The sequence below is a fragment of the Aureimonas endophytica genome, from assembly GCF_014642635.1.
Lineage (GTDB): Bacteria > Pseudomonadota > Alphaproteobacteria > Rhizobiales > Rhizobiaceae > Plantimonas > Plantimonas endophytica.
This window is the reverse complement of record NZ_BMIQ01000001.1, coordinates 408,130-430,449: the sequence shown is the minus strand read 5'-3', so window position 1 is coordinate 430,449 and position 22,320 is coordinate 408,130. Positions and strand designations below refer to the sequence as shown.

Here is a 22,320-nt window from a genome sequence, read left to right as displayed (position 1 = left end):
TTGAAGAACATTTCGTGAAAGTGTAGTGAGAACAGATGGTTTCACGCGACATTCGGCCCCTCCGATCCGCAGCAGGGAGCCGCCCTTCATGAGCGAGGATCTGTTTTCCGGCAACGCGGCGCGCAGCCGCGAGCCTCGTGCCGCGCCGCGCCGTCCCGCCAGCGATCCGCTGGCGACGCTACGCGAAGCCGCGCCCAAGCCGCAGCCACAGGTGAGCGACTACACCGCCGCCGATATCGAGGTGCTGGAGGGCCTGGAGCCGGTGCGCCGGCGGCCGGGCATGTATATCGGCGGCACCGACGAGAAGGCGCTGCACCATCTCTTCGCCGAGGTCATCGACAATTCGATGGACGAGGCGGTGGCCGGCCATGCCAATTTCATCGAGGTGGCGTTGGAGGCCGATGGCAGCCTGACCGTCACCGACAACGGGCGCGGCATCCCGGTCGACCCGCATCCGAAATATACCAACAAGTCGGCGCTCGAAGTCATCATGACGACGCTGCATGCCGGCGGCAAGTTCGACTCCAAGGTCTATGAAACCTCGGGCGGGTTGCACGGCGTCGGCGTTTCGGTGGTGAACGCCCTGTCGGAGCGGCTGGAGGTCGAGGTGGCGCGCAATCGTCGCCTTTATCGCCAGACCTATGCGCGCGGCGTGCCGATGACGGCCCTGGAAGAGGTCGGCGAAGTCCACAACCGGCGCGGCACGCGCACACGCTTCTGGCCCGATCCGCAGATCTTCGGCGAGACGGCCGCCTTCGATCCGGCGCGGCTCTTCGCCATGGCCCGCTCGAAGGCCTATCTCTTCGGCGGCGTCGAGATCCGCTGGGCCTGCGACGCCGCGCGCCTGCCGGCGGATGGCAGGACGCCGGCCCGCGCCACCTTCCATTTCCCGGGCGGCCTCAAGGACTATCTCGAGACCTCGCTCGGCGCCGAGCATCGCGTCACGACGCAGAGCTTTTCCGGCCGCACCGAGAAGGCCTCCGGCCACGGCGCCGTCGAATGGGCGGTGAGCTGGACAAGCGCCGACGGCTTCGTCCGCTCCTATTGCAACACGATCCCGACGCCGGAAGGCGGCACGCACGAGGCGGGGCTGCGCAACGTCCTGCTGCGCGGCCTGAAGGCCTTCGGCGAGGTCTCCGGCAACAAGAAGGCCGCGATGATCACCGCCGAGGACGTGATGCTCACGGCCTCCGCCATGCTCTCGGTCTTCATCCGCGAGCCGGAATTCGTCGGCCAGACGAAGGACCGGCTGGCGACGCTCGAAGCGCAGCGCATCGTCGAGGCCTCGCTGCGCGATTCTTTCGACATCTGGCTCGCCGCCTCGCCGCAGGACGCGGCGCGGCTGATCGACTGGGTGGTCGAGCGCGCCGAGGAGCGGGTGCGCCGCCGCCAGGAGAAGGAGGTCAGCCGCAAGAGCGCGACGCGCAAGCTGCGCCTGCCGGGCAAGCTGGCCGACTGTTCGCAGACCGGCGCCACCGGGGCGGAGCTGTTTATCGTCGAAGGCGATTCGGCGGGCGGCTCGGCCAAGCAGGCGCGCGACCGCATGCGCCAGGCCGTGCTGCCGCTGCGCGGCAAGATCCTGAACGTCGCCTCGGCCGGCCGCGAGAAGCTCGGCGCCAACCAGCAGATCGCCGATCTCATCCAGGCGCTCGGCTGCGGCACGCGCGGGCGCTATCGCGAGGAGGACCTGCGCTACGAGCGCGTGGTGATCATGACCGACGCCGATGTCGACGGCGCCCATATCGCCTCGCTGCTCATCACCTTCTTCTTCCAGGAGATGCCGGAGCTGATCCGCCAGGGCCATCTCTTCCTGGCCGTGCCGCCGCTCTACCGGCTCGCCCAGGGGGGCAAGGTGGTCTATGCGCGCGACGATGCCGACCGCGAGCGGCTGATCGCCCGCGAGTTCAAGGGCAAGGGCAAGGTGGAGGTCAGCCGCTTCAAGGGCCTCGGCGAGATGCTGCCGGCGCAGTTGAAGGAGACGACGATGGACGTCCGGCGCCGGACCCTGCTGAAGGTCGAGATCGACGAGGCGCCGGAATCGGGAACCGCCGGGGCGGTCGACGCGCTGATGGGCAACAGGCCGGAAGCGCGTTTCCGATTCATCCAGGATCGGGCCGCTTTCGCCGTCGACCTCGACGTCTGATCGGGCTAAGGGTCGCCGTTGAACGCGAACGGAGTCGATCCATGATCCTGCGCACCGCCCTCGCCGCCGCCATGGTCACCGTCGCGCTGCCGGCGCTGGCGCAGACCGACCCGGCGCCGCCGCCCGCCGCGACCGACGCGCCGAAGCCCTATGTCGCGCCGACGGAGAATCCGGACGAGGCCACCGGGGGCGAGGCCGCGCCTGTCGCGCCGCCGATCACCGACGTGCCGCCGGTCGACCCCGCCTTCCAGAAGGCGGCGGAGGATCTGCCGAGCGCGATCGAGGATGTCCAGGTCGTCGGCCCCTGGAGCGAAGGCGACCAGAGCGGCGTCTGGCGGACGGTGATGATGCAGGTCGGACCGGCCGACAAGGACGTCTATCGCTTCTTCGTGCAGAAGCTGGATCGCGTCGGACCGGGCGCGAAGCTTCTCTCGACCACCGAGATCAAGGAAGTCGCCGGCGTGAAGGGCACGGTGGTCGGCTATCGCGCCGAAGAAGGGGAAGACGGCGCGCCCTCGGGCGATCTCACGCTCTTCTTCGATGTCGTGCCGCCGGATGGCGAAGTCCCGGAAAGCTACGAACTGCATTTCCTCAAGGACAAGAGCTACACTTTCGGCCCGGCGACCAACTGACGGTAGAGCGGCTGAGAATTCGTCGCGCGTTTTCGCTCGATATTGGGGATATCGGCTTGTTTACGCCGGACTGGACGCTTATCTGACGGCAAAGCGTTGACTTGACAAAGCCATCCGCTTACTGCCCGTGCTTGGAAGCGGCCAGTCTGAGGCGCCTGCGCCTTATCCTTTCGTCAATCGCGAGACACGCTCAGCGCAATGCTCTTCAGCGAACTCGGCCTCAGCGCCAAGGTTCTCACCGCCGTCGAGGCGACCGGTTACACCCAACCGACCCCGATCCAGGAACAGGCGATCCCGCATGCCTTGGAGCGGCGGGACGTGCTCGGCATCGCCCAGACGGGCACCGGCAAGACAGCCTCCTTCGTCCTGCCGATGCTCACGCTTCTGGAAAAGGGCCGGGCCCGGGCGCGCATGCCGCGCTCGCTGATCCTTGAGCCGACGCGCGAACTCGCGGCGCAGGTGGCCGACAGCTTCACCAAATACGGGCTCGACCAGAAGCTCAACGTGGCGCTCCTGATCGGCGGCATGTCCTTCGATGAGCAGGACCGCAAGATCGATCGCGGCGCCGACGTGCTGATCGCGACGCCCGGCCGGTTGCTCGACCATTTCGAGCGCGGCCGGCTGCTGATGACCGGTGTCGAGATCCTGGTGATCGACGAAGCCGACCGCATGCTCGACATGGGCTTCATCCCGGATATCGAGCGGATCTGTAAGATGATCCCCTTCACCCGGCAGACGCTGTTCTTCTCCGCCACCATGCCGCCGGAGATCACGCGCCTCACCGAGCAGTTCCTTCAGAACCCCGTGCGCATCGAGGTGGCCCGCCCCTCCTCCGCCGCGCAGACGGTGGAGCAGCGTCTGGTCGCGACGCAGCGCGAGGACTGGGAAAAGCGCGAGACGCTGCGCAAGCTGATCCGCGCCCAAGACGACATCACCAACGCGATCATCTTCTGCAATCGCAAGCTCGACGTCGCCTCGCTCTTCCGCTCGCTGTCGCGGCACGGCTTCTCGGTCGGCGCGCTGCATGGCGACATGGACCAGCGCTCACGCATGGCGATGCTGCATAATTTCCGCGAGAACAAGATCCAGCTCCTCGTCGCCTCCGACGTGGCGGCGCGCGGTCTCGACATTCCGGCGGTGAGCCACGTCTTCAATTTCGACGTGCCGATCCATTCGGAAGACTATGTCCACCGCATCGGCCGCACCGGGCGCGCCGGCCGCTCGGGCAAGGCCTTCACCCTGGTCTCGCGCAGCGACACGAAATATCTCGACGCCATCGTGAAGATGCTCGGCAACGAGCTCGAATGGCTGGACGAGGTCAGCATCGATCAGCTCCCGGTGCCGGAAAGCACCGGCGAGGAGCGCGGCGGACGCCATCATCGCGGCCGCACCGGCGACTCGTCGCGTCGCGGCGGCGGACGCGGCCGGGATCGGCGCTCCGGCGGCCGGTCGGACTCTTCTTCCTCGTCGCGCGGTGAGGAATTGCCCGATGTCGAGGCCGAGGTTCGTGCCGCGGCGCCCGCCGCCGTCGTGGCGGGCACTTCCGGCAATGCGCGACGCGCCCCGAACGGGCGGAACGGCAGCGACAACGGCCATGGACGCGGCAATCGCGGCGGCCAGCGCGACGAGGCGACCCCGGTCGGCTTCGGCGACGACGTGCCGGCCTTCATGCTGATCGGTACGGGACTCTAACGCGGCGGCTTCGGCCGCCGCTTGCCGGACTTCGCCTGGGCGGCGCGCATCGCGGCTTCCCAGGCGCGCCGAGCCCAGACCGCCATCGCGTCCGGGTCGTCATAGGCTTCCGACGGCAGATCGTAATAGGGCATCGTCACGGACGCCTTGCCGGGCCGCTGATAGGTCCAACGCCGGCTCCCCGCCGCTTCGAAAAGCGGGCCGGTCTGGTCGTCACCCTTCAAAAGCAGCTGGTCGCCGAACATCACGGCGACGATCAGCCCGTCGAGATAGATGCCCTTGCCGCCGAAGAGGCGGCGCAGCTGCACGGGCCCTTCCGAAGCGAAGAGATCGCGAACGAACTCCTCGTCCATCGAACAGCCCTCAGGCCGATTGCGCGGCGGCCAGGGCTTCGAGATCGGCCTTCTTCAGTTCCACCGATTCGCCGCAGCCGCAGGCCGAGGTCTGATTGGGATTGCGGAAGGTGAAGCCGGTGCGCAGGCGCGTCACCTCGAAATCCATCTCCGTGCCGAGCAGGAACAGCACTGCTTCCGGCGCGACGAAGACCTTGGCTCCGTCCCTCTCGATCAGGTCCTCGCCCGATCGCGCCTCGGACACCAGATCGACCGTATATTCCATGCCGGCGCAGCCGCCCTTCTTGATGCCGACCCGCAGTCCGAGAGCGTCCCCGCCGCGCGAAGCGACGATCTCGTTCACGCGCGCGGCCGCGGCATCCGTCAGGGTCATCACCGAAAAGCGGGGCATGGATCGTCCTCGAATTCACCCGAGTAATTTGGTTCGCGACGCGTCTCAGCGCAAGCTCGACCAGAGGTTCGGCGTGGCGAGTTCCAGCGCATGGCCGTCCGGGTCGCGAAAATAAAGGCTGCGGCCGCGCTTCGGCCAGGTGACCTCGCTCTCGATCGCGATCCGCGACGCCGCGAGATGCTGTCGCCAGTCGTCCACCGCCGCGTCCTCGACCATGAAGGCAAGATGCACCGGCCCTGCCCCGTCATGCGGCGGAATGCGACCGCCCGGCGTTTCCACCGGCTCGAGGGTCGCGCCGCACTTGAAGAGGATCAGCACCTGCGCTGGCGTCACCTCGTAGACCGAGATGCGATCGCCGTCCTCGAGAATCCGCGCAAGGCCGAGCACGCCCGAATAGAAGCCGTGCGCCCGGGCCATGTCCTCGACATAGAGGCAGGTTTCGAGGATCCCGGCGAGGCGCGGCACGGCGGTCAGAACCAGCCGACCGCGACCTGCGCTTCCTCGCTCATGCGATCCGGCGTCCAGGGCGGATCGAAGACGAGATCGACCTTCGCATGGCTGACGCCCTGCACGCCGAGCAGCGCATTCTCGACCCATCCCGGCATCTCGCCGGCCACGGGGCAGCCAGGGGCCGTCAGCGTCATGTCGATATGGACGCTGCGATCGTCCTCGATATCGATCTTGTAGATGAGGCCCAGCTCATAGATGTCCGCCGGAATCTCGGGATCGTAGACGGTCTTCAGCGCCGCGACGATATCGTCGGTCAGCCGCGCCAGTTCGTCCGGAGGAATGGCGGAAGGGGCACGCTCGCCACGCGCGAGCGCGGCATTCGCCTCCGCGCTGTCGTCATCGGCGGCGGCCCGCACGATGCTGGTATCCACGTCATCGGTCATCGCGTTGTCCTCAGGCGAAGAAGCGCCTCGCCTTTTCCAGGGCTTCGACGAGCACGTCGATTTCGCCCTTCGTATTATACATGCCGAAGGATGCGCGACAGGTGGAGGTCGCGCCGAAGCGCTTCAAGAGCGGCTGCGCGCAATGCGTTCCGGCGCGGATCGCAACCCCTTCCCGGTCGATGACCATCGACACGTCATGCGCGTGGATGCCTTCGAGGTCGAAGGACACGATGGCACCCTTGTTCGGCGCCTCGCCATAGATCCGCAGCGAATTGATCGTCTTCAGGCGCTGATGCGCATAGTCGCGCAGCCCCTCCTCGTGCGCCAGGATCGCGGCGCGGCCGATGGTCTGCATATAGGTGAGCGCCGCGCCGAGGCCGATCGCCTGGGCGATCTGCGGCGTGCCGGCCTCGAAGCGATGCGGCGGCGGGCTGTAGGTGACCGTCTCCTCCGACACTTCGACGATCATCTCACCGCCGCCGTTGAAGGGGCGCATCCGCTCCAGCATCTCGCGCCGGCCGTAGAGCACGCCGATGCCAGTCGGCCCGTAGAGCTTGTGTCCGGTCACGACATAGAAATCGACGCCGAGATCTTGGACATCGACCGGCAGATGCACGGCGCCCTGGCTGCCATCGACCAGAATCGGAACCTTGCGCGCGCGGGCGAGCGCGGCGAGTTCCTTCACCGGCGTCACCGTGCCGAGAACGTTCGACATATGGGTGACGGCGATCAGCTTCGTGCGCGGCGTGATCGCCCGCTCGAAGGCTTCGAGCGTGATCGAGCCGTCCTCTTCCACCGGCACGAAGACGAGCTTGGCGCCCCGCCGCTCGCGGATGAAATGCCAGGGCACGATGTTGGAATGGTGCTCCATCTGCGTGAGCACGATCTCGTCGCCCTCGCCGATCTCCTGCATGCCGTAGGAATAGGCGACGAGGTTGATCGATTCCGTCGCCGACGAGGTGAAGATCACCTCCTCGACGCTCGGCGCGTTGAGGAAGGCGCGAACGGTCTCGCGTGCCTTCTCGTATTCCTCCGTCGCCTTGTTCGACAGGTAATGCAGGCCGCGATGCACGTTCGCATAGTCCTGCGAATAGGTCTTCTGGATTGCATCCAAGACGGCCTGCGGCTTCTGGGCCGAGGCGCCGCTGTCGAGATAGACCAGCGGCTTGCCATAGACATGCATCGACAGGATCGGAAAGTCCCGCCGCACGGCCTCGACGTCATAGGCGAGACCGGCGTCCCGGATCGGTGCTTCAGCGTTCATGCTCTGCCTCCTGCGACGCGCGGCACCCTGCCCCACCCCGTCTCAGCGCTCGCGTTCGAGCCAGGCGTCGATCCGCGCTTCCAGCGCCTCGACCACGGCTTCGTCTTCCAGTTCCTCGACCACCTCGTCGACGAAGGCGCGCACCAGCAGCGCGCGGGCCGGCGCCGCCGGGATTCCGCGCGACATCAGATAGAAGAGGTGGTTCTGGTCGATCTCGGCAACGGTCGCGCCATGGCCGCACTGGACGTCGTCGGCGAAGATCTCGAGCTCGGGCTTGGCCGAGAAGTCGCCCTCGTCCGACAGAATCAGCGTGTTGCAGGCCATGCGGGCATCGGTCTTCTGCGCGCCCTTCGACACGCGGATCATGCCCTGGAAAACGCCATGGCCGCCAAGCACGACATTGCGGAAGATCTCCGTCGCCGTCGTGTTCTCGACCTTGTGGTTCAGCGTCGTCGTCACGTCGACATGCTGGCCGGCTTCGAGGAGATTGACGCCGCGCATGATGATCTCGGCGCCCTCGCCGACGGCGAGCGTATGGACTTCGAGCCGCACCACGGCCCCGCCGGCATTGAGGACGAAGAGCCGGAACTTGGCATTCCTGCCGACCGCGACATTCAGCTGGCCGAGATGGGTCTCGCCGGCACCGCGCTCCTGATCGACGATCCAGAGCACCTCGGCATCCTCGCCGATCGTCAGGTTCGACACGGCGGTGGAGAGCGCCCGCTCGCCGCCCGCCGGAAGGCGCTCCACGAAGGTGACGCTGGCGCCGTCGCCGACATGGCATTCGGCGAAGCCGCGCTCGCCGGACGCCGTCGTCTCGCCGCGCAGCTCGACCGCCTGGGCGAGCTTCGCCCCCGGCGCGATCTCGATCCGGGTGCCGCTGGCGCCGAAGGCCGTGGCAAGGAGGCGGATCGTGTCGAAGGCGCGATCGAGATGATTCACGGACTGGCGCCAGTCCGGCGTCGTCCCGCTGCGAGACAGGCTGAGGCCGGCGGCGCTCGCGGCGGCCGGACGGCCGAGTTCCACCACCGTGCTGCCGGGTAGAAGCGGCGCCAGGATATCGTCGCGCGCGCCGGCCGACCCGGCAGGCCCGTCACGGCCGACGAGGCTGCGCAGATCCGTGTAATGCCAAGCCTCGATCCGGCGATGCGGCAGGCCTTCGCGGCGGAGCATCGCGATTGCGTCGCGGCGCGATCCGTCGGCCTCGGCACCCTCCGCCTCGGCCCTGGCGATCACCGCCTCCTCGGCGGGCGTCATGCGACGCAGGGACACGACCTCGCTCATCAGGCGGCCTCGCCGATGATCTGGCCGTAGCCTTCTTCCTCCAGCTGGAGCGCCAGTTCCTTGCCGCCCGAGCGGATAATCCTGCCCTTGTAGAGGACATGGACGCTGTCCGGCACGATATGTTCGAGCAGGCGCTGGTAGTGGGTGATGACGAGGAACGAACGGTCGGCCGAGCGCAGCGCGTTGACGCCATCCGAGACGATGCGGAGCGCATCGATGTCGAGGCCGGAATCGGTCTCGTCCATCACGCAGAGCTTCGGCTCCAAGAGCGCCATCTGCAGGATCTCGGCGCGCTTCTTCTCGCCGCCGGAGAAGCCGACATTCAGCGGCCGCTTCAACATCTCGGAATCGATCTTCAGGCCGGCGGCCCCTTCCTTCACGCGGCGCATGAAGTCCGGCGTCGTCAGCTCCGTCTCGCCGCGCGCCTTGCGCTGCGCGTTGAGAGCGGTCTTCAGGAAGGTCATCGTCGCGACGCCCGGAATTTCGAGCGGATACTGGAAGGCGAGGAAGACGCCAGCGGCGGCGCGCTCGGCCGGGTCCATCTCCAGGATCGATTCGCCGTTGTAGAGAATGTCGCCTTCGGTCACCTCGTAATCCTCGCGGCCGGCGAGGATGTAGGAGAGCGTCGACTTGCCCGAGCCGTTCGGCCCCATGATCGCCGCGACCTCGCCGGCTTTCACCGTGAGGTCCAGCCCGCGCAGGATCTCCGTATCGGTGTCGGCGACGCGGGCGTGAAGGTTCTTGATTTCCAGCATGGATCCGAATGTTCCGAAGAGGGCGCGGCCACCTTGGGCCGCGCGGGAGGGATTGAGCGAGCTGTTAGCCGACCGAGCCTTCGAGGCTGATGCCGATGAGCTTCTGCGCCTCGACCGCGAACTCCATCGGGAGCTGCTGGATGACGTCGCGCACGAAGCCGTTGACGATCAGCGCCACGGCCTCTTCCTCCGGGATGCCGCGCTGCATGCAGTAGAAGAGCTGGTCCTCGGAAATCTTCGAGGTGGTCGCCTCGTGCTCGAACTGCGCCGTCGAGTTCTTCGCCTCGATATAGGGGACGGTATGGGCGCCGCAGTCCTCGCCGATGAGCAGCGAGTCGCATTGGGTGAAGTTGCGGGCGTTCTCGGCCCGGCGGTTCGCCGTCACTTGGCCGCGATAGGTGTTGTTCGAATGGCCGGCGGAGATGCCCTTGGAGATGATGCGGCTCGACGTGTTCTTGCCGAGATGGATCATCTTCGTGCCGGAATCGATCTGCTGGCGGCCGTTCGAGACGGCGATCGAATAGAACTCGCCGCGCGAATTGTCGCCGCGCAGGATGCAGGACGGATATTTCCAGGTGATGGCCGAGCCGGTCTCGACCTGCGTCCAGGAGATCTTGGCGTTCTTCTCGCGGCAGTCGCCGCGCTTGGTGACGAAGTTGTAGATGCCGCCCTTGCCGTCCTTGTCGCCCGGATACCAGTTCTGGACGGTGGAATATTTGATCTCGGCATCCTCCAGCGCCACGAGCTCGACCACGGCGGCGTGCAGCTGGTTCTCGTCCCGCATCGGGGCCGTGCAGCCTTCGAGATAGGAGACGTAGGACCCCTTGTCCGCGATGATCAGCGTGCGCTCGAACTGCCCGGTATTGCGCTCGTTGATGCGGAAATAGGTGGACAGTTCCATCGGGCAGCGCACGCCCGGCGGCACGTAGACGAAGGAGCCGTCGGTGAAGACCGCCGAATTCAGCGTCGCGAAGAAATTGTCCGTCACCGGCACGACCGAGCCGAGATATTTGCGGACGAGATCCGGGTGCTCGCGGATCGCCTCGGAGATCGGCATGAAGATTACGCCGGCCTTCTGAAGCTCCTTCTTGAAGGTCGTGGCGACCGACACGGAATCGAACACGGCGTCGACGGCGACCCGGCCGCCATAGCTGCCTTCCGAAGGCGGGACACCGGAATCCTCGTCGCTGCCGAACTCCGACGGCTCGTCGGGCTTGCGCACGCCGGCGAGAATCTCCTGTTCCTTCAGCGGGATGCCGAGCTTCTCATAGGTGCGCAGGATTTCCGGATCGACCTCGTCGAGCGAGGCCGGGCCGGACATCGACTTCGGCGCCGAATAGTAGTGCAGGTCCTGGTAGTCGACCGGCGGATAGTCGAGACGGGCCCAGTCCGGGCTTTCCATCGTCTTCCAGCGGGCGAAGGCCTCCAGGCGCCAATCGAGCATCCATTGCGGCTCGCTCTTCTTGGCCGAGATGAAGGCAATGATCTCCTCGTTCAGACCTTTCGGGGCCTTGTCCGATTCGATCAGCGTCTCGAAACCGTATTTGTACTGGTCGACATCGATGCGGCGGACCTGATCGATGGTTTCCTGGACTGCTGGCATGGGGTCGCTCCATACGCGCCGGGCCAATCCTGCCCGGCGGTCGGTTTCGTCTGCGCTGTCGGCTGAGCCTCCAGCATCATATGGTGTGTCAGAGTCAAGTTTTAAGGCTCGACTCGGCCGTCTGTTCCCGTCTTTTCAAGCCGCCCGGCGCGCGAGGTCCCGGGCCTGGGCCCGTGCGACGATGCCGGCGAGCGCCGCCGCGAAGGCCTCGACATCCTCTTCCGAGGTCTCGAAGCCAAGGCTGACGCGCAGCAGGCCGCCGTCTCGCTCGGCCGCCGCGCCGCCATCGACCATCGCGGCAAGCACATGGCTCGGCCCGACCTTGCCGGAGGAGCAGGCCGAACCCGCCGAAACCGCGAAGCCTTCCAGATCGAGCGCGATCTGCGCGCTTTCCGCCTTGAGACCCGGTATGGCGAGCGCCAGCGTATTGTCCAGCCGCGACGCGGCCGCGCCCAACCACGTGAAGCGACAGCCCGCCGCCTCCAGCCGCGCGACGATCCGATCCCGCAACGCCCCGAGGCGAGCCGTTCCGGCATCCGCCCGGGCCGCCGCGACGAGGGCCGCCGCGCCGAGGCTCGCGATCGCCGGCAGGGCTTCCGTGCCGGAGCGCAGCCCCTTCTCCTGTCCGCCGCCCGCGACGAGGCGCGCGGGCCGCAGGCCGTCATCGGCGAGGATCAGAGCACCGACGCCCTTTGCCGCGCCGAGCTTGTGGCCGGAGAGAATCACGGCCGCCGCGCCGCTGGCGCCGATGTCGAACGACAGGCGGCCGACGGCCTGGACCACGTCGAGGACGAGAAGCACGTCACGCCCCTCGAGACGTTCGCGGATGGCGGCCAGCGGCTGGAGAACTCCCGTCTCGCCATTGGCGAGACAGAGCGCTAGCAGAGCCGGAGCGCCGTCGAGCCGCGCGAGCCAGGCGTCGAGAGCGCCGAGATTGATGACGCCCGTCGCATCGACGGGCAGCCGCGTTACATCGTCCGGGGCGAAGCGCCCCCCTTCGCGAAGGGCGGGGTGATCGGTTGCGAGAACGGCCAGCGCCGTCCGGCGATCTTCGGCGCCGTCGCGATACCATTCCGGCGTGAGCACCGTCATCGCCGATTCCGTCGCGCTGGCGGTGAAGGTGACGGCTTCGGCCGAGGCGCCGACGAGGGAAGCGACATTTCGCCGCGCCGTCTCGGCGAGCGCGCGCGCCGCCCGGCCCTCGGCATGGACCGAGGACGGGTTGCCGACCTGATCCAATGCGGCGAGCAAAGCCGCCCGCGCCTCGGGAAGAAGCGGCGCGGTCGCGTTGTGATCGAGATAGATGCGTCGCCCGACGGGTGCCATCTGCCGCTCGCGGAGTCCTTATCGATTGAACCGAGCGCAAATTTCTTGAATTGCCGCCGCCCGCTGAACTACATAGCGCCTTCAGCGGGCGCAGTAGTTTATAGCCGTTCTAAAGTAAGAGTAAAAGGCCGCCCTTCCCCCGTCAAGGCGCGGCCTTTCGCGTTCGCGTTGTCATAGGATCGCACATGCCCGAGGTAATTTTCAACGGTCCCGCCGGACGTCTCGAAGGTCGCTACCAGCCGAGCAAGGAAAAGAACGCGCCGATCGCCATCGTTCTGCATCCCCATCCGCGCTTCGGCGGCACGATGAACAACCAGATCGTCTACCAGCTCTTCTACATGTTCGTGGAGCGGGGCTTCACGACGCTGCGCTTCAATTTCCGCGGCATCGGCCGGAGCCAGGGCGAGTTCGACCACGGGGCGGGCGAGCTTTCCGACGCGGCGGCGGCGCTGGACTGGGTGCAGAGCCTGCATCCCGATTCGAAGCATTGCTGGGTCGCGGGTTATTCCTTCGGCGCCTGGATCGGCATGCAGCTCCTGATGCGTCGGCCGGAAATCGAGGGTTTCATGTCGATCTCGCCGCAGCCGAATTCCTACGACTTCTCCTTCCTCGCCCCCTGCCCGTCCTCCGGCCTCATCATTCATGGCGACAAGGACCGAGTCGCGCCGCCGAAGGACGTGCAGACGCTGGTCGACAAGCTGAAGACGCAGAAGGGCATCCTCATCACCCAGAAGACGGTGGAGGGCGCGAATCATTTCTACTCGGACCATACCGAGCTCCTGCTCGCCGAATGCGCCGACTATCTGGACCGCCGCCTGAAGGGCGAGCTGACCGACATCCGCCCGAAGCGCCTGAAATAGGCGAGGAAGGACACCGGCTCGCGAGCGGCGCCGAAATGGCACCGCTCGCGACGCGACATCTCAAGGCTGGCGGGGCGTGAACCGCGCCAGCACCCCGCCCGTCACCGGCCGGCGGCATCCGGTCGTCGAAGGCCAGGACAAAGGCAGGCCCTTCAGCGAGCGCACCGCGAGATAGGCCCAAGCCTCGGCCTCCAGCGCGTCACCGTCGAGCCCCGCCTCCTCGGCCAACCAGACCCGCGCCCCTCGCCGCGCCGCGCCCGCCTTCAGATCCGCCATGATCGCCGGATGCTTGCGGCCGCCGCCGCCGACGATCCAGGTCTTCGGCGTGGCCGGCAGATGCGCGGCAGCCTTCAGCACCGCCTCGGCCGCGACGAAGCAGAGCGTGCGGGCGACATCCTCCAGCGCACCGGCGCCGGGCTCCGGCACCGCGAAATCGAAGCGGTCGAGCGATTTCGGCGCTGGCTTGTCGAAGAAGGGCGCGGCCAGATAGGCCTCGGCCAGGCCAGTATCGACATGGCCCTCGCTCGCCACCGCCCCGTCCTGGTCGAAGGGAATGCCGGCTTCGCGCGCGACCCATTGATCGATCAGCGCATTGCCGGGTCCGCTGTCGAAGGCGATCGGCGCCGTGTCGCCGTCGATCGCGGTGATGTTGGAGATGCCGCCGATATTCACGAAGGCGATGGGATAGCGGCGCTGCTCGTCCGGCAGGCCGGCGGCGAGCGCCGCATGATAGGCGGGAATCAGCGGTGCGCCCTGGCCGCCCGCCCGCATGTCGGCGGCGCGCATGTCGAAGACGACGTCGCGCCCGAGCGCCTCGGCGAGGCGCGGGCCGTCGCCGAGCTGCACCGTCAGCCCCTCCTGCGGCCGGTGCAGCAACGTCTGGCCGTGGAAGCCGACGACGCCGATGTCGCGAAGGTCGAGCCCGTTTTCGTCCGCGAAGCGGTGCACCGCCTCGGCATGGCGGTCGGTCAGCTCGCGCTCCACGGCCGCCAGGGAACCGGGCCGCGCCTCGCGCTCGCGAAGCGCCTTCGCCTCGTCCAGCGCCTCGGCGAGGCGCCGGCGGAATCCGGCATCGTAGGGAAAGCCCGCCGCGCCGAGACGGCGGACATGGCTCTCGCCATCGGTCTCGATCAGCGCCACGTCGATGCCGTCCATCGATGTGCCGCTCATCAGGCCGATCGCGCGAATCGCCTGGCTCCTGCCCATGGGCGCGCCCTTTCATTTCCCGGCGAGGCTGGTAAACCCCGGCCAATGCCCGGTTTCACGGGCTCTTTCCAGCATTCGAGACCCGCAAGCATGAGCGCTTTCAAGTCCGATTTCCTGCGCATCCTCTCGGAGCGCGGCTTCATCCATCAGATTTCCGACGAAGCCGGCCTCGACAAGCTCTTCGCGACGGAAAGCGTCACGGGCTATATCGGGTTCGACGCAACGGCGCCGAGCCTCCATGCCGGCTCGCTGATCCAGATCATGATGCTGCATTGGATGCAGGAGACCGGCCACCGGCCGATCGCGCTGATGGGCGGCGGCACCTCGATGATCGGCGATCCGTCCTTCAAGGACGAGGCGCGCAAGCTTCTGACCCCCGAAGGCATCGAGGACAATCTCGTCGGCATCCGCAAGGTCTTCTCGCGCCTTCTCGATTTCGACGGGCAGGCCCGCATGGTCAACAATGCCGACTGGCTGCTCGGGCTGAACTATGTGGAGTTCCTGCGCGATGTCGGGCGGCATTTCTCGGTCAACCGCATGCTGTCCTTCGATTCGGTGAAGCTGCGCCTCGATCGCGAGCAGTCGCTGAGCTTCCTCGAATTCAACTACATGATCCTCCAGGCCTATGATTTCGTGGAGCTGAACAAGCGCCTGGACTGCCGCCTCCAGATGGGCGGCTCCGACCAGTGGGGCAACATCGTCAACGGCATCGATCTCGGCCATCGCATGGGCACGCCGCAGCTCTACGCCATGACGAGCCCGCTTCTGACCACCGCTTCCGGCGCCAAGATGGGCAAGTCGGCGAACGGCGCCGTCTGGCTCAACGCCGACATGCTGAGCCCCTACGACTTCTGGCAATATTGGCGGAACACGGAAGACGCCGATGTCGGCCGCTTCCTGAAGCTCTACACGACCCTGCCGATGGACGAGATCGCGCGGCTGGAGGCGCTTGGCGGCTCGGAGATCAACGAGGCGAAGAAGGTGCTCGCCACGGCGATTACGACGCTGCTGCATGGCCGCGAGGCGGCGGAGGGCGCGGCCGAGACGGCGCGCCAGACCTTCGAGGAAGGCGCGCTCTCCGCGTCGCTGCCGACGCATGAGGTCGCCGCCGCCGAGTTCGAGGCGGGCATCGGCCTCCTGTCGCTCTTCGTCGCGGCCGGCTTCGCCGCATCGAACGGCGAGGTGCGGCGGCACATGAAGGGCGGCGCGGTGCGCCTCAACGATGTCGTCGTCGAGGACGAGAAGCGGGTGATCGGACCTGCCGATCTTTTGGAGGGCGGCGTCGCCAAGCTCTCGCTCGGCAAGAAGAAGCACGTCCTCGTCCGCCCGGTCTGAACCGGGCGGCCGCCTCTCGCCTATTGATAGGCGAAGATGTTGCGGAAGATGCCGGGGGCGATGGCCGAGATCGGATTGATCTCCAGCTTCGGCGAGGCCAGCGCCCCGCTGAGCCGGTAGGTGATGCCGATCAGGCCGCCCTCGCGCCCGTTGCCGAGGATCTGGCCGACCACGGGAATCGCGCCGAAGACGCGGTTCAGGCCATAGGCCGGCATGAAGGAGCCGGTAATGTCCGTCTGGTTGCGCGTGTCGTAGAGCGTCCCGGCGAAGCTCGAGCCGAAGACCGGGCCGCGAATGATGCCGTCGGCGAGGCGCAGCCCGTCCTTGCCGAAGCGGATGCCGGCCGAGGCGTGATCGAATGTCGCCCGTTCGGTGCGCAGATCCCGCCCGACCGCCTGCGACAGGCTCTGCGAATCCGGGGAAGCCGGCGAGGCGACGAGACGCGACAGCCGCGGCTCGTCCACCAGGGTGAAGTCCTTCACCAGGATCTTCCCCTGATAGTCGCGATCGTAGGAGCCGAGCAGAGACAGCGACAGCTTGCCCCCTTCCATGCGGCCATAGGCGCCGGTGAAGTCGATCAGCGCGCCGGCATCCTCGGCATTCACCTCCACCGACCGCGCCTCGCCGCGCGGCGAGAGATCGATGGTGAAGGCCTTGTCGTTCTTCGCCTTGCCGGCGATCGACAGCGCCGCGATGCGCGAGCCGTTGCCGGCATAGTTCAGCGAGAAGTCGCGGATCGTCTCCTTGCCGAAGCCGAGCACCTTCGCGACCGAAGCCGAGACGTCGAGTTCGTGACCGGCGCCCTTCGGCGGCGTCGCCGTCTTGGCGCCGATATTGCTGCGCAGATCCGCGAGCAGCGGGCGCGCGTCGAACTGGCTGCCCTTGATCTCCAGGGAATAGCCGTTCTCCCGGCGCTCCGCCTTCAGCCGCACCTCGTCGCCGGGATTGAGCGCCACATTGTCGAGATCGGCGCTGGCGAGGCCGTCGCGCGTCATCAGCGCCCGGCCGGAGACGACGAAGCCGTCCCCCTTCAACAGAAGGTCGCGGATCTCGGTGCCGCGCTCGCCCCCCTTGCCGGACAGGGCGAAGGAAAGATCGGCATCGACGCCCTTGCCCTTCCGCCAGCCGATCGCCGGCAGGTTCAGCGACGCGCCGGAAAGATCGGCCTCGACACTATAGGCTTGGTCGCGCCCTTCCACGAGGCTCGCCTCGACCGGCCCCTCGATGACGTCGCCGAGCGCCGGGGCCAGCTTGGCGAGCTCGGCGCTGCCCATGCGGAGCTGCGCCTCCATCCGCCGTCCCTGCGGCGGCTCCGGCGCGAAGGAGCGCTTGAAGCTCACCTCGCCCCGCGCCCCGTCGAGGCTCGCCTTCAGCTGCCCCTCGACCCCAGTGCCCGCGACGGTGATCGTGCCGTCGACATCGCCGACCTTGCGGCCGAGGACGGGTTCGTCGATCGCCGCGTCCTTGAGGTCGACGGCGACACGCCAGCCCTTCAGCCCCTCGCCATCCGGCACGTCGTCGCCGACGAGGAGGTCGACATCGGCCACGACCTTGGCGCTGCCGGAGGTCTTGTCGGCGCGCAGCGGCAGATGCGTGTCGACCCGCAAGGGCGGACTAGCGGCGATGGCGAGCAGCGCCGGCACCTTGCCCACGAGATTGACGACGACCTTGGCGTCGCTCTGCTGCGACGTCTCGTTCGGATTCTTGCTGAAGCTGACGAGGCCGCCTTCGACTTTCGCGTCCGGCATGCCCGCCACGGCGGCCGAGGCGACGCTGACCAGCGTATCGCCGCCATGCACCTCGACGGTGCCATCGGCGTCCAGAAGCTCGGGCAACTGGCCGAAGCTCTTCGAGGACAGGCCTTCGAGATCGAACCGCACTTCCAGCTCGCTGGGATCGAAAGCCTTGCCAGGCTTCGCGGTTTCCGCGAAACGCCGCCGCGCCGCTTTCAAGGCGACGAAGCCGGCCGTCACCGCGCCGTCGTCGCCGACATTCGCCTCCACCCAGCGCCGGGCGCCGAGCGCCACGTTGAAGGGCCAGAAGGCCTTCACCACGGCGGCCGGCAGCCGCGCGGCGTCGATGCGCAGCTCCGTCACCGCGTCGGGATCGGCGAAGCGATAGGTGGCGCTGCCGGTCAGCGACCCGCCACCCGCCCGAAGGTCCAGCAGCGAGAGATCGACGGCGCGCGCGTCGAGATCGGTCCGCGCCTTGAGCTTCAAGACGCCGTCCTGGAAACGGCCGCTCGCCGAACCGACGGCCGAGCGCAACTGGCGTGAGGCGAGGTCGATCGAGAAGCCGTTGAAACGGCGTTTCTCAGTGCCGTCATAGACCGGCGAGATCTCGCCATCGAGCGCCATCTCGAAGCCGTCCGCCGCGATGCGGTTCGGGCCGATCGCGATCCGGTCCTCGCCTTCGAGATAGTCGAGGGCGAGGGCGACGCTCTCGATCTCGCTATGGCCGCGCCCTTCCTGCACATGGCCTTCGCCGAGCGACAGGCCGATGCGGGCGGCGCGCTTTCCGTCCTCCGGGCGCGTGTCGACATCGAGCGAAAGCGTCAGATCGCCATCCGTGGCGAAAGGCCGCTGGCTCTTCGTGTCCTCCGCCGGCGTCGGCGGCACGAGTTCGCCGAGCCGCACTGGGCCGATGCGCGAGCGGGCCGAGACGAGCTTCGCGCGGCTTTCGTCGAAGGAGATGCCCGCCTCGACCGGCACCTCCGTCCTGTCGACGGCGAGGAGGCCGGACAGGCTCATGGCGCGAGGATCGCTGAGATCCATGCCGAGATGTTCGATCCGCACGACGAAGGGCGTGCCGCCGGGCGCGATCGGGGCGGTCAGGCGGACATCGGCAAGCTCGACCGAATCGATGCCGATCCGGGCCAGCGTCGCGAGCTGCCGTTCCGACTGGCCGAGAATGCGCTGCATCAGCGCCGGCAACAGGCGCTCGGCGGCGGCGGGTTCGACCGGCGGCGCAACGGGCGTCACGTCCGGCTGCGGCGCCAGACCCTCGGCCGTCGCCGCCGCTTCGGCGGCGGCCGGATTGCCGGTGATATCGATCGCCGCTCCCTCGATCTCCAGGGATCGCGCCTCGATCCGGCCGGTGAGCAGCGACATGCCATCGAGGCCGATCGCGACGGAGCGGACGGCAAGCTGCGGCTGGACGACGCCGAGCCGTTCGACCGTCACGTCGCTCCAGCGCAGCCGAAGCTCGCCCTCGCCGAGACTGATCGACTGATGGCCGAACTCCGTCCGGTAGTCCGCACCGAGCAGACGATCGACCAGGGCTTCGGTCTGTTCCTGCACGAAATTGCGGCCCGCCATGCTGTCGAAGAGCACGAAGAGGCCGGCGCCGAGAAGAACGAGAACGGTGATGAGGACGCTTGCCAGCGCGAGGCATCCCCGGGTCAGACGCGCCATTCAGCGAGCACCCGGCGCGGCACGCGTCTTCATCCCGTCCCGCGCGGGCAGTTGCATCGGGCAGGCAAACGGGAGAAGGACGATCATGGCACGGCCCGTTGTCGATGCCATGGCTCTCGGATCAAAGGAAGGCGCAATCATGATCTCGGTCGGCGATCGCTGCCCCGACTTCTCTCTCCCGGACGATCGTGGCGGCATGGTCACCCTGTCCGAACTCGCGGGTCGGCCTTTCGTTCTCTTCCTCTATCCCAAGGACGATACGTCAGGCTGTACCCAGGAAGCCTCGGAATTCTCCGAACGGCTGCCCGAATTCGAGACGATCGGCGTCAGGGTCGTCGGAGCCTCGCCGGACCCGGTGAAGAAGCACGGCAAGTTCCGCGACAAGCACGATCTTACCGTGACGCTCCTTTCGGATGAGGAAAAATCCCTCCTTCAAGCGCTCGGCGTCTGGGCGGAGAAGAGCATGTACGGGCGCAAATATATGGGTGTCGAGCGCACCACCGTCCTCTTCGACGCCGAGGGCGTCGCGAAGGCGGTCTGGCCGAAGGTGAAGGTGCCGAACCACGCCGCCGAGGTCTTGGAAAAAGCGACTGAACTTTTCGCCGGCTGACCCGATCTTGAGGATTGATTAACCCTAACGAGGTGTAATTGCCGGCGAGGCGGGCTGTGCTCCGCGCGTCTTCGGCGATTCACCGGCATGTCGGCAACGCATCATCGCGGCTTCTTCGGTCGGCCCCATCTCGCGACCACGATCACCATCGCCAAGGGCGAGCGCGTCCGTCAGCTGACCCTGCGCCCCTGGTTGCTGCTCGCTTCCTCCACGCTGGCGGGCTGCGCCCTGGCCGGGATCGTCGCCTGCGGCCTGCCCGGCACCCTGGCCTTCGGCGGGGCCGCCATTCCGGCCGCGACCGATCCGGCGCCGCTCGCGCGCGACTACGAGTTGCGGATCGCCGCGCTGCGCTCCGAGGTCGAGCGGCTGACGACGCGCGGCTTCATCGATCAGGCGAAGGTGACGAGCAAGGTCGACGTGCTGCTCAGCCAGCAGGCCGATCTCGCCGAGCGCTATGCGAAGCTCGGCCCGCTTCTCGAACGCGCGCGTTCCAACGGCCTCCTGAAGACCGGGATACCGGTCCCGCAGGACCGGCCGAGCCTCGCCTCCGATCCTTCGGCCGCGCCGCCCGCCCTCGCCTTCACCGAGGAAGCGGCGAAGACCGACGGCCTCGCACGCTTCCGGCTGATCGACCGCTCGGAACCGGCCGGCACCGAGCCCTCGCGGAGCGAGGCGCCGACGCCCGACCTCATCCAGGCGATCGGCCGCTCGCTGGACGAGGCGGAGCTTCGCCAGATCGACGGTCTCGAAGCTTTGGCCGCCGATGCGCGCGGCCGCTCGGATGCGATCGGCGCGGTTCTGCGCACCGAGGGCATCGAGGCGCGCGGCGCGTCCCGCAGCCTGGCGACGGGCGAAGGCGGCCCCTTCGTTCCGGTCCCCGCCGGCCATGACTTCGACACCAGCCTTGCCCGGCTGGCGAGCGCCCTCGACGCGCTTCAGGCGGCGCGCGAGACCTCGCGGCTCCTGCCGCTCGCGGCGCCGGTGACGTCGCAGACGATCAGTTCCGGCTTCGGCATCCGATCCGATCCGTTTCTCGGGCGCGAGGCGATGCATACGGGCGTGGATTTCGTCGCCGAGCCCGGCACGCCCGTCGCCGCCACCGCACCGGGCAAGGTGGTCTTCGCCGGCGACAACGGCTCCTATGGCAACATGGTGGAGATCGACCACGGCAACGGGCTGGCGACACGCTACGCCCATCTGTCGCGAATTCTCGTCACGGTCGGGGACAAGGTGACGGTCGGCATGCCGGTCGGCCAGGTCGGCTCGACGGGTCGCAGCACCGGCGCGCATCTCCATTACGAACTGCGCCGGGCGGGCGATGCGATCGACCCGGAGCGCTATCTCCGGGCCGGACGCCGGATCAGCGCGCTCGGCTGATCCGGCGGGTCGGTTCGTCAGTCGATATCGCCGACATTGGCGCCTTCGCCGCCATGGACGCGATGCGCCAGCGCCGCTTCCATGAACTCGTCGATCTTGCCGTCGAGCACGTCCTGGGGCGAGGTGCTCTGCACCCCGGTCCGCAGGTCCTTCACCATCTGGTAGGGCTGCAGGACATAGGAGCGGATCTGGTGACCCCAGCCGATATCCGTCTTCGAGGCGGCCTCGGCATTGGCGGCCTCCTCGCGCTTCTGCAGCTCGGCCTCGTAGAGACGGGCGCGCAGCATGGCCCAGGCGGTGGCCCGGTTCTTGTGCTGCGAGCGTTCCTGCTGGCAGGCGACGACGATGCCGGTCGGGATATGCGTGATGCGCACCGCCGAATCGGTCGTGTTGACGTGCTGGCCGCCCGCGCCGGAGGCGCGATAGGTGTCGATGCGGCAGTCGGATTCGTTGACCTGGATGTCGATCGAATCGTCCACCACCGGATAGACCCAGACGGAGGCGAAGGAGGTGTGGCGCTTCGCCTGGCTGTCGAAGGGCGAGATCCGCACGAGGCGATGCACGCCCGATTCGGTCTTCATCAGGCCATAAGCATTGTGCCCCTTGAGGAGCAGCGTCGCCGACTTGATGCCCGCCTCTTCGCCGGCATGGCTTTCGAGGAGCTCGACCTTCATCGAGGCCCGCTCCGCCCAGCGCATATACATGCGCAGGAGCATCGAGGCCCAGTCCTGGCTTTCCGTGCCGCCGGCGCCCGAATGCACCTCGACATAGGTGTCGTTGGAATCGGCCTCGCCGGACAGGAGCGTCTCGATCTGGCGCTTGTCGACATCGGCCTTGATGGCGCGGATCGCGTCCTCCGCCTCGGTCACGATCGAGGCGTCACCCTCCTCCTCGCCCATGGCGATGAGGTCGATATTGTCCTTGAGGCCCTGTTCGAGAGCCTTAATGCCGGTGATGGAGGTTTCCAGCCGCTGGCGCTCGCGCATCAGCTTCTGGGCTTCTTCGGCATTGTTCCAGAAGGACGGATTCTCGACCTGAGCGTTCAGGACGCTCAGGCGTTTATTCGCGGCATCCCAGTCAAAGATGCCTCCTCAGCAGGCTTATGGCCTGCTTGATTTCGTCGACCATGGTCTCGATTTCGGCACGCATGCCGCAAAGCCTCCGGCTGATGGAAGGGAAGCCG

The 22,320-nt window shown here is 67.3% G+C and carries 19 protein-coding genes; 7 read left to right on the top strand and 12 right to left on the bottom strand.

Annotated features, from left to right (window positions below; translation table 11 throughout):
- Positions 1–88 precede the first annotated feature (88 nt).
- The 3 genes from parE (at position 89) to IEY14_RS02160 (ending at position 4,467) form a co-directional block, all read left to right on the top strand.
- The gene (gene parE / locus IEY14_RS02170; protein ID WP_188906574.1) at positions 89–2,143 is read left to right on the top strand and encodes a DNA topoisomerase IV subunit B; all 2,055 of its coding nucleotides are present in this window, start codon (positions 89–91) and stop codon (positions 2,141–2,143) included.
- A 41-nt stretch (positions 2,144–2,184) separates the two neighbouring features.
- Entirely contained in the window at positions 2,185–2,775 is a 591-nt protein-coding gene (locus IEY14_RS02165; RefSeq protein WP_188906573.1) for a hypothetical protein, read from the top strand.
- Positions 2,776–2,973: 198 nt separating this feature from the next.
- Positions 2,974–4,467 carry a DEAD/DEAH box helicase gene (locus IEY14_RS02160; RefSeq protein WP_188906572.1) on the top strand — a complete coding sequence of 498 codons (1,494 nt, stop codon included), beginning with the start codon at positions 2,974–2,976 and terminating at the stop codon, positions 4,465–4,467.
- Here the strand turns inward: IEY14_RS02160 and IEY14_RS02155 are convergent.
- From IEY14_RS02155 to IEY14_RS02115, 9 genes are all read right to left on the bottom strand, one after another.
- The gene (locus IEY14_RS02155; RefSeq protein ID WP_188906571.1) at positions 4,464–4,820 is read right to left on the bottom strand and encodes a TfoX/Sxy family protein; all 357 of its coding nucleotides are present in this window, start codon (positions 4,818–4,820) and stop codon (positions 4,464–4,466) included. The two genes, IEY14_RS02160 and IEY14_RS02155, sit on opposite strands and share 4 nt — an antisense overlap.
- A 10-nt stretch (positions 4,821–4,830) precedes the next feature.
- On the bottom strand, positions 4,831–5,211 hold the full coding sequence (sufA, locus tag IEY14_RS02150) for a Fe-S cluster assembly scaffold SufA (RefSeq protein ID WP_188906570.1): 381 nt from the start codon (positions 5,209–5,211) through the stop codon (positions 4,831–4,833).
- A gap of 45 nt (positions 5,212–5,256) precedes the next feature.
- Positions 5,257–5,676, bottom strand: a complete 420-nt coding sequence (locus tag IEY14_RS02145; protein WP_188906569.1) for a VOC family protein — start codon at positions 5,674–5,676, stop codon at positions 5,257–5,259.
- A 5-nt stretch (positions 5,677–5,681) separates the two neighbouring features.
- Positions 5,682–6,104 carry an SUF system Fe-S cluster assembly protein gene (locus tag IEY14_RS02140; RefSeq protein WP_188906568.1) on the bottom strand — a complete coding sequence of 141 codons (423 nt, stop codon included), beginning with the start codon at positions 6,102–6,104 and terminating at the stop codon, positions 5,682–5,684.
- A gap of 10 nt (positions 6,105–6,114) precedes the next feature.
- Positions 6,115–7,368, bottom strand: coding sequence for a cysteine desulfurase (locus IEY14_RS02135; protein ID WP_188906567.1), 1,254 nt, complete (start codon positions 7,366–7,368; stop codon positions 6,115–6,117).
- Between the two features lie 42 nt (positions 7,369–7,410).
- The gene (sufD, locus tag IEY14_RS02130) at positions 7,411–8,652 is read right to left on the bottom strand and encodes a Fe-S cluster assembly protein SufD (protein ID WP_188906566.1); all 1,242 of its coding nucleotides are present in this window, start codon (positions 8,650–8,652) and stop codon (positions 7,411–7,413) included.
- Positions 8,652–9,407: a Fe-S cluster assembly ATPase SufC gene (gene sufC / locus IEY14_RS02125; RefSeq protein WP_188906565.1), complete on the bottom strand. Its 756-nt coding sequence runs from the start codon at positions 9,405–9,407 to the stop codon at positions 8,652–8,654. The genes sufD and sufC overlap by 1 nt, the downstream gene beginning before the upstream one ends.
- 64 nt (positions 9,408–9,471) lie before the next feature.
- Positions 9,472–11,010, bottom strand: a complete 1,539-nt coding sequence (gene sufB, locus IEY14_RS02120) for a Fe-S cluster assembly protein SufB (protein ID WP_188906564.1) — start codon at positions 11,008–11,010, stop codon at positions 9,472–9,474.
- Between the two features lie 135 nt (positions 11,011–11,145).
- Positions 11,146–12,336 carry a cysteine desulfurase family protein gene (locus IEY14_RS02115; RefSeq protein ID WP_188906563.1) on the bottom strand — a complete coding sequence of 397 codons (1,191 nt, stop codon included), beginning with the start codon at positions 12,334–12,336 and terminating at the stop codon, positions 11,146–11,148.
- Between the two features lie 185 nt (positions 12,337–12,521).
- Between IEY14_RS02115 and IEY14_RS02110 the strand changes: the two genes are divergently transcribed.
- Positions 12,522–13,196 (top strand): alpha/beta hydrolase, encoded by a 675-nt coding sequence (locus IEY14_RS02110; RefSeq protein ID WP_188906562.1) that lies wholly within the window; start codon positions 12,522–12,524, stop codon positions 13,194–13,196.
- Positions 13,197–13,256: 60 nt separating this feature from the next.
- On the opposite strand, the gene IEY14_RS02105 is transcribed toward IEY14_RS02110, so the two are convergent.
- A complete protein-coding gene (locus IEY14_RS02105) occupies positions 13,257–14,366 on the bottom strand; it encodes an anhydro-N-acetylmuramic acid kinase (RefSeq protein ID WP_373288884.1) in 1,110 nt (369 codons plus the stop codon).
- A 126-nt stretch (positions 14,367–14,492) separates the two neighbouring features.
- Between IEY14_RS02105 and tyrS the strand changes: the two genes are divergently transcribed.
- Complete coding sequence (tyrS, locus tag IEY14_RS02100; protein WP_188906560.1) at positions 14,493–15,737, top strand: tyrosine--tRNA ligase; 1,245 nt, start codon at positions 14,493–14,495, stop codon at positions 15,735–15,737.
- Positions 15,738–15,757: 20 nt separating this feature from the next.
- On the opposite strand, the gene IEY14_RS02095 is transcribed toward tyrS, so the two are convergent.
- Positions 15,758–19,150 carry a hypothetical protein gene (locus tag IEY14_RS02095; protein ID WP_188906559.1) on the bottom strand — a complete coding sequence of 1,131 codons (3,393 nt, stop codon included), beginning with the start codon at positions 19,148–19,150 and terminating at the stop codon, positions 15,758–15,760.
- Positions 19,151–19,289: 139 nt separating this feature from the next.
- On the opposite strand from IEY14_RS02095, the gene IEY14_RS02090 reads away from it, so the two are divergent.
- Both IEY14_RS02090 and IEY14_RS26070 read left to right on the top strand, forming a co-directional pair.
- Positions 19,290–19,760, top strand: a complete 471-nt coding sequence (locus IEY14_RS02090) for a peroxiredoxin (protein ID WP_188907351.1) — start codon at positions 19,290–19,292, stop codon at positions 19,758–19,760.
- A gap of 87 nt (positions 19,761–19,847) precedes the next feature.
- The gene (locus tag IEY14_RS26070) at positions 19,848–21,137 is read left to right on the top strand and encodes a M23 family metallopeptidase (protein ID WP_188906558.1); all 1,290 of its coding nucleotides are present in this window, start codon (positions 19,848–19,850) and stop codon (positions 21,135–21,137) included.
- Positions 21,138–21,154: 17 nt separating this feature from the next.
- On the opposite strand, the gene prfB is transcribed toward IEY14_RS26070, so the two are convergent.
- Positions 21,155–22,286 (bottom strand): peptide chain release factor 2 gene (gene prfB / locus IEY14_RS02080; protein WP_188906557.1). Its coding sequence is split into 2 segments (ribosomal slippage): positions 21,155–22,216 and positions 22,218–22,286, totalling 1,131 coding nucleotides; the frame shifts between segments, so codons are not numbered across the junction.
- Between the last annotated feature and the right edge of the window lie 34 nt (positions 22,287–22,320).

What these genes read in the sequence shown, in the direction of transcription:
- parE (WP_188906574.1), top strand. Translation starts at nt 89, where the DNA reads ATGAGCGAGGATCTGTTTTCCGGCAACGCGGCGCGCAGCCGCGAGCCT.
- IEY14_RS02165 (WP_188906573.1), top strand. Translation starts at nt 2,185, where the DNA reads ATGATCCTGCGCACCGCCCTCGCCGCCGCCATGGTCACCGTCGCGCTG.
- IEY14_RS02160 (WP_188906572.1), top strand. Translation starts at nt 2,974, where the DNA reads ATGCTCTTCAGCGAACTCGGCCTCAGCGCCAAGGTTCTCACCGCCGTC.
- IEY14_RS02155 (WP_188906571.1), bottom strand. Translation starts at nt 4,820, where the DNA reads ATGGACGAGGAGTTCGTTCGCGATCTCTTCGCTTCGGAAGGGCCCGTG.
- sufA (WP_188906570.1), bottom strand. Translation starts at nt 5,211, where the DNA reads ATGCCCCGCTTTTCGGTGATGACCCTGACGGATGCCGCGGCCGCGCGC.
- IEY14_RS02140 (WP_188906568.1), bottom strand. Translation starts at nt 6,104, where the DNA reads ATGACCGATGACGTGGATACCAGCATCGTGCGGGCCGCCGCCGATGAC.
- IEY14_RS02135 (WP_188906567.1), bottom strand. Translation starts at nt 7,368, where the DNA reads ATGAACGCTGAAGCACCGATCCGGGACGCCGGTCTCGCCTATGACGTC.
- sufD (WP_188906566.1), bottom strand. Translation starts at nt 8,652, where the DNA reads ATGAGCGAGGTCGTGTCCCTGCGTCGCATGACGCCCGCCGAGGAGGCG.
- sufC (WP_188906565.1), bottom strand. Translation starts at nt 9,407, where the DNA reads ATGCTGGAAATCAAGAACCTTCACGCCCGCGTCGCCGACACCGATACG.
- sufB (WP_188906564.1), bottom strand. Translation starts at nt 11,010, where the DNA reads ATGCCAGCAGTCCAGGAAACCATCGATCAGGTCCGCCGCATCGATGTC.
- IEY14_RS02115 (WP_188906563.1), bottom strand. Translation starts at nt 12,336, where the DNA reads ATGGCACCCGTCGGGCGACGCATCTATCTCGATCACAACGCGACCGCG.
- IEY14_RS02110 (WP_188906562.1), top strand. Translation starts at nt 12,522, where the DNA reads ATGCCCGAGGTAATTTTCAACGGTCCCGCCGGACGTCTCGAAGGTCGC.
- IEY14_RS02105 (WP_373288884.1), bottom strand. Translation starts at nt 14,366, where the DNA reads ATGAGCGGCACATCGATGGACGGCATCGACGTGGCGCTGATCGAGACC.
- tyrS (WP_188906560.1), top strand. Translation starts at nt 14,493, where the DNA reads ATGAGCGCTTTCAAGTCCGATTTCCTGCGCATCCTCTCGGAGCGCGGC.
- IEY14_RS02095 (WP_188906559.1), bottom strand. Translation starts at nt 19,150, where the DNA reads ATGGCGCGTCTGACCCGGGGATGCCTCGCGCTGGCAAGCGTCCTCATC.
- IEY14_RS02090 (WP_188907351.1), top strand. Translation starts at nt 19,290, where the DNA reads ATGATCTCGGTCGGCGATCGCTGCCCCGACTTCTCTCTCCCGGACGAT.
- IEY14_RS26070 (WP_188906558.1), top strand. Translation starts at nt 19,848, where the DNA reads ATGTCGGCAACGCATCATCGCGGCTTCTTCGGTCGGCCCCATCTCGCG.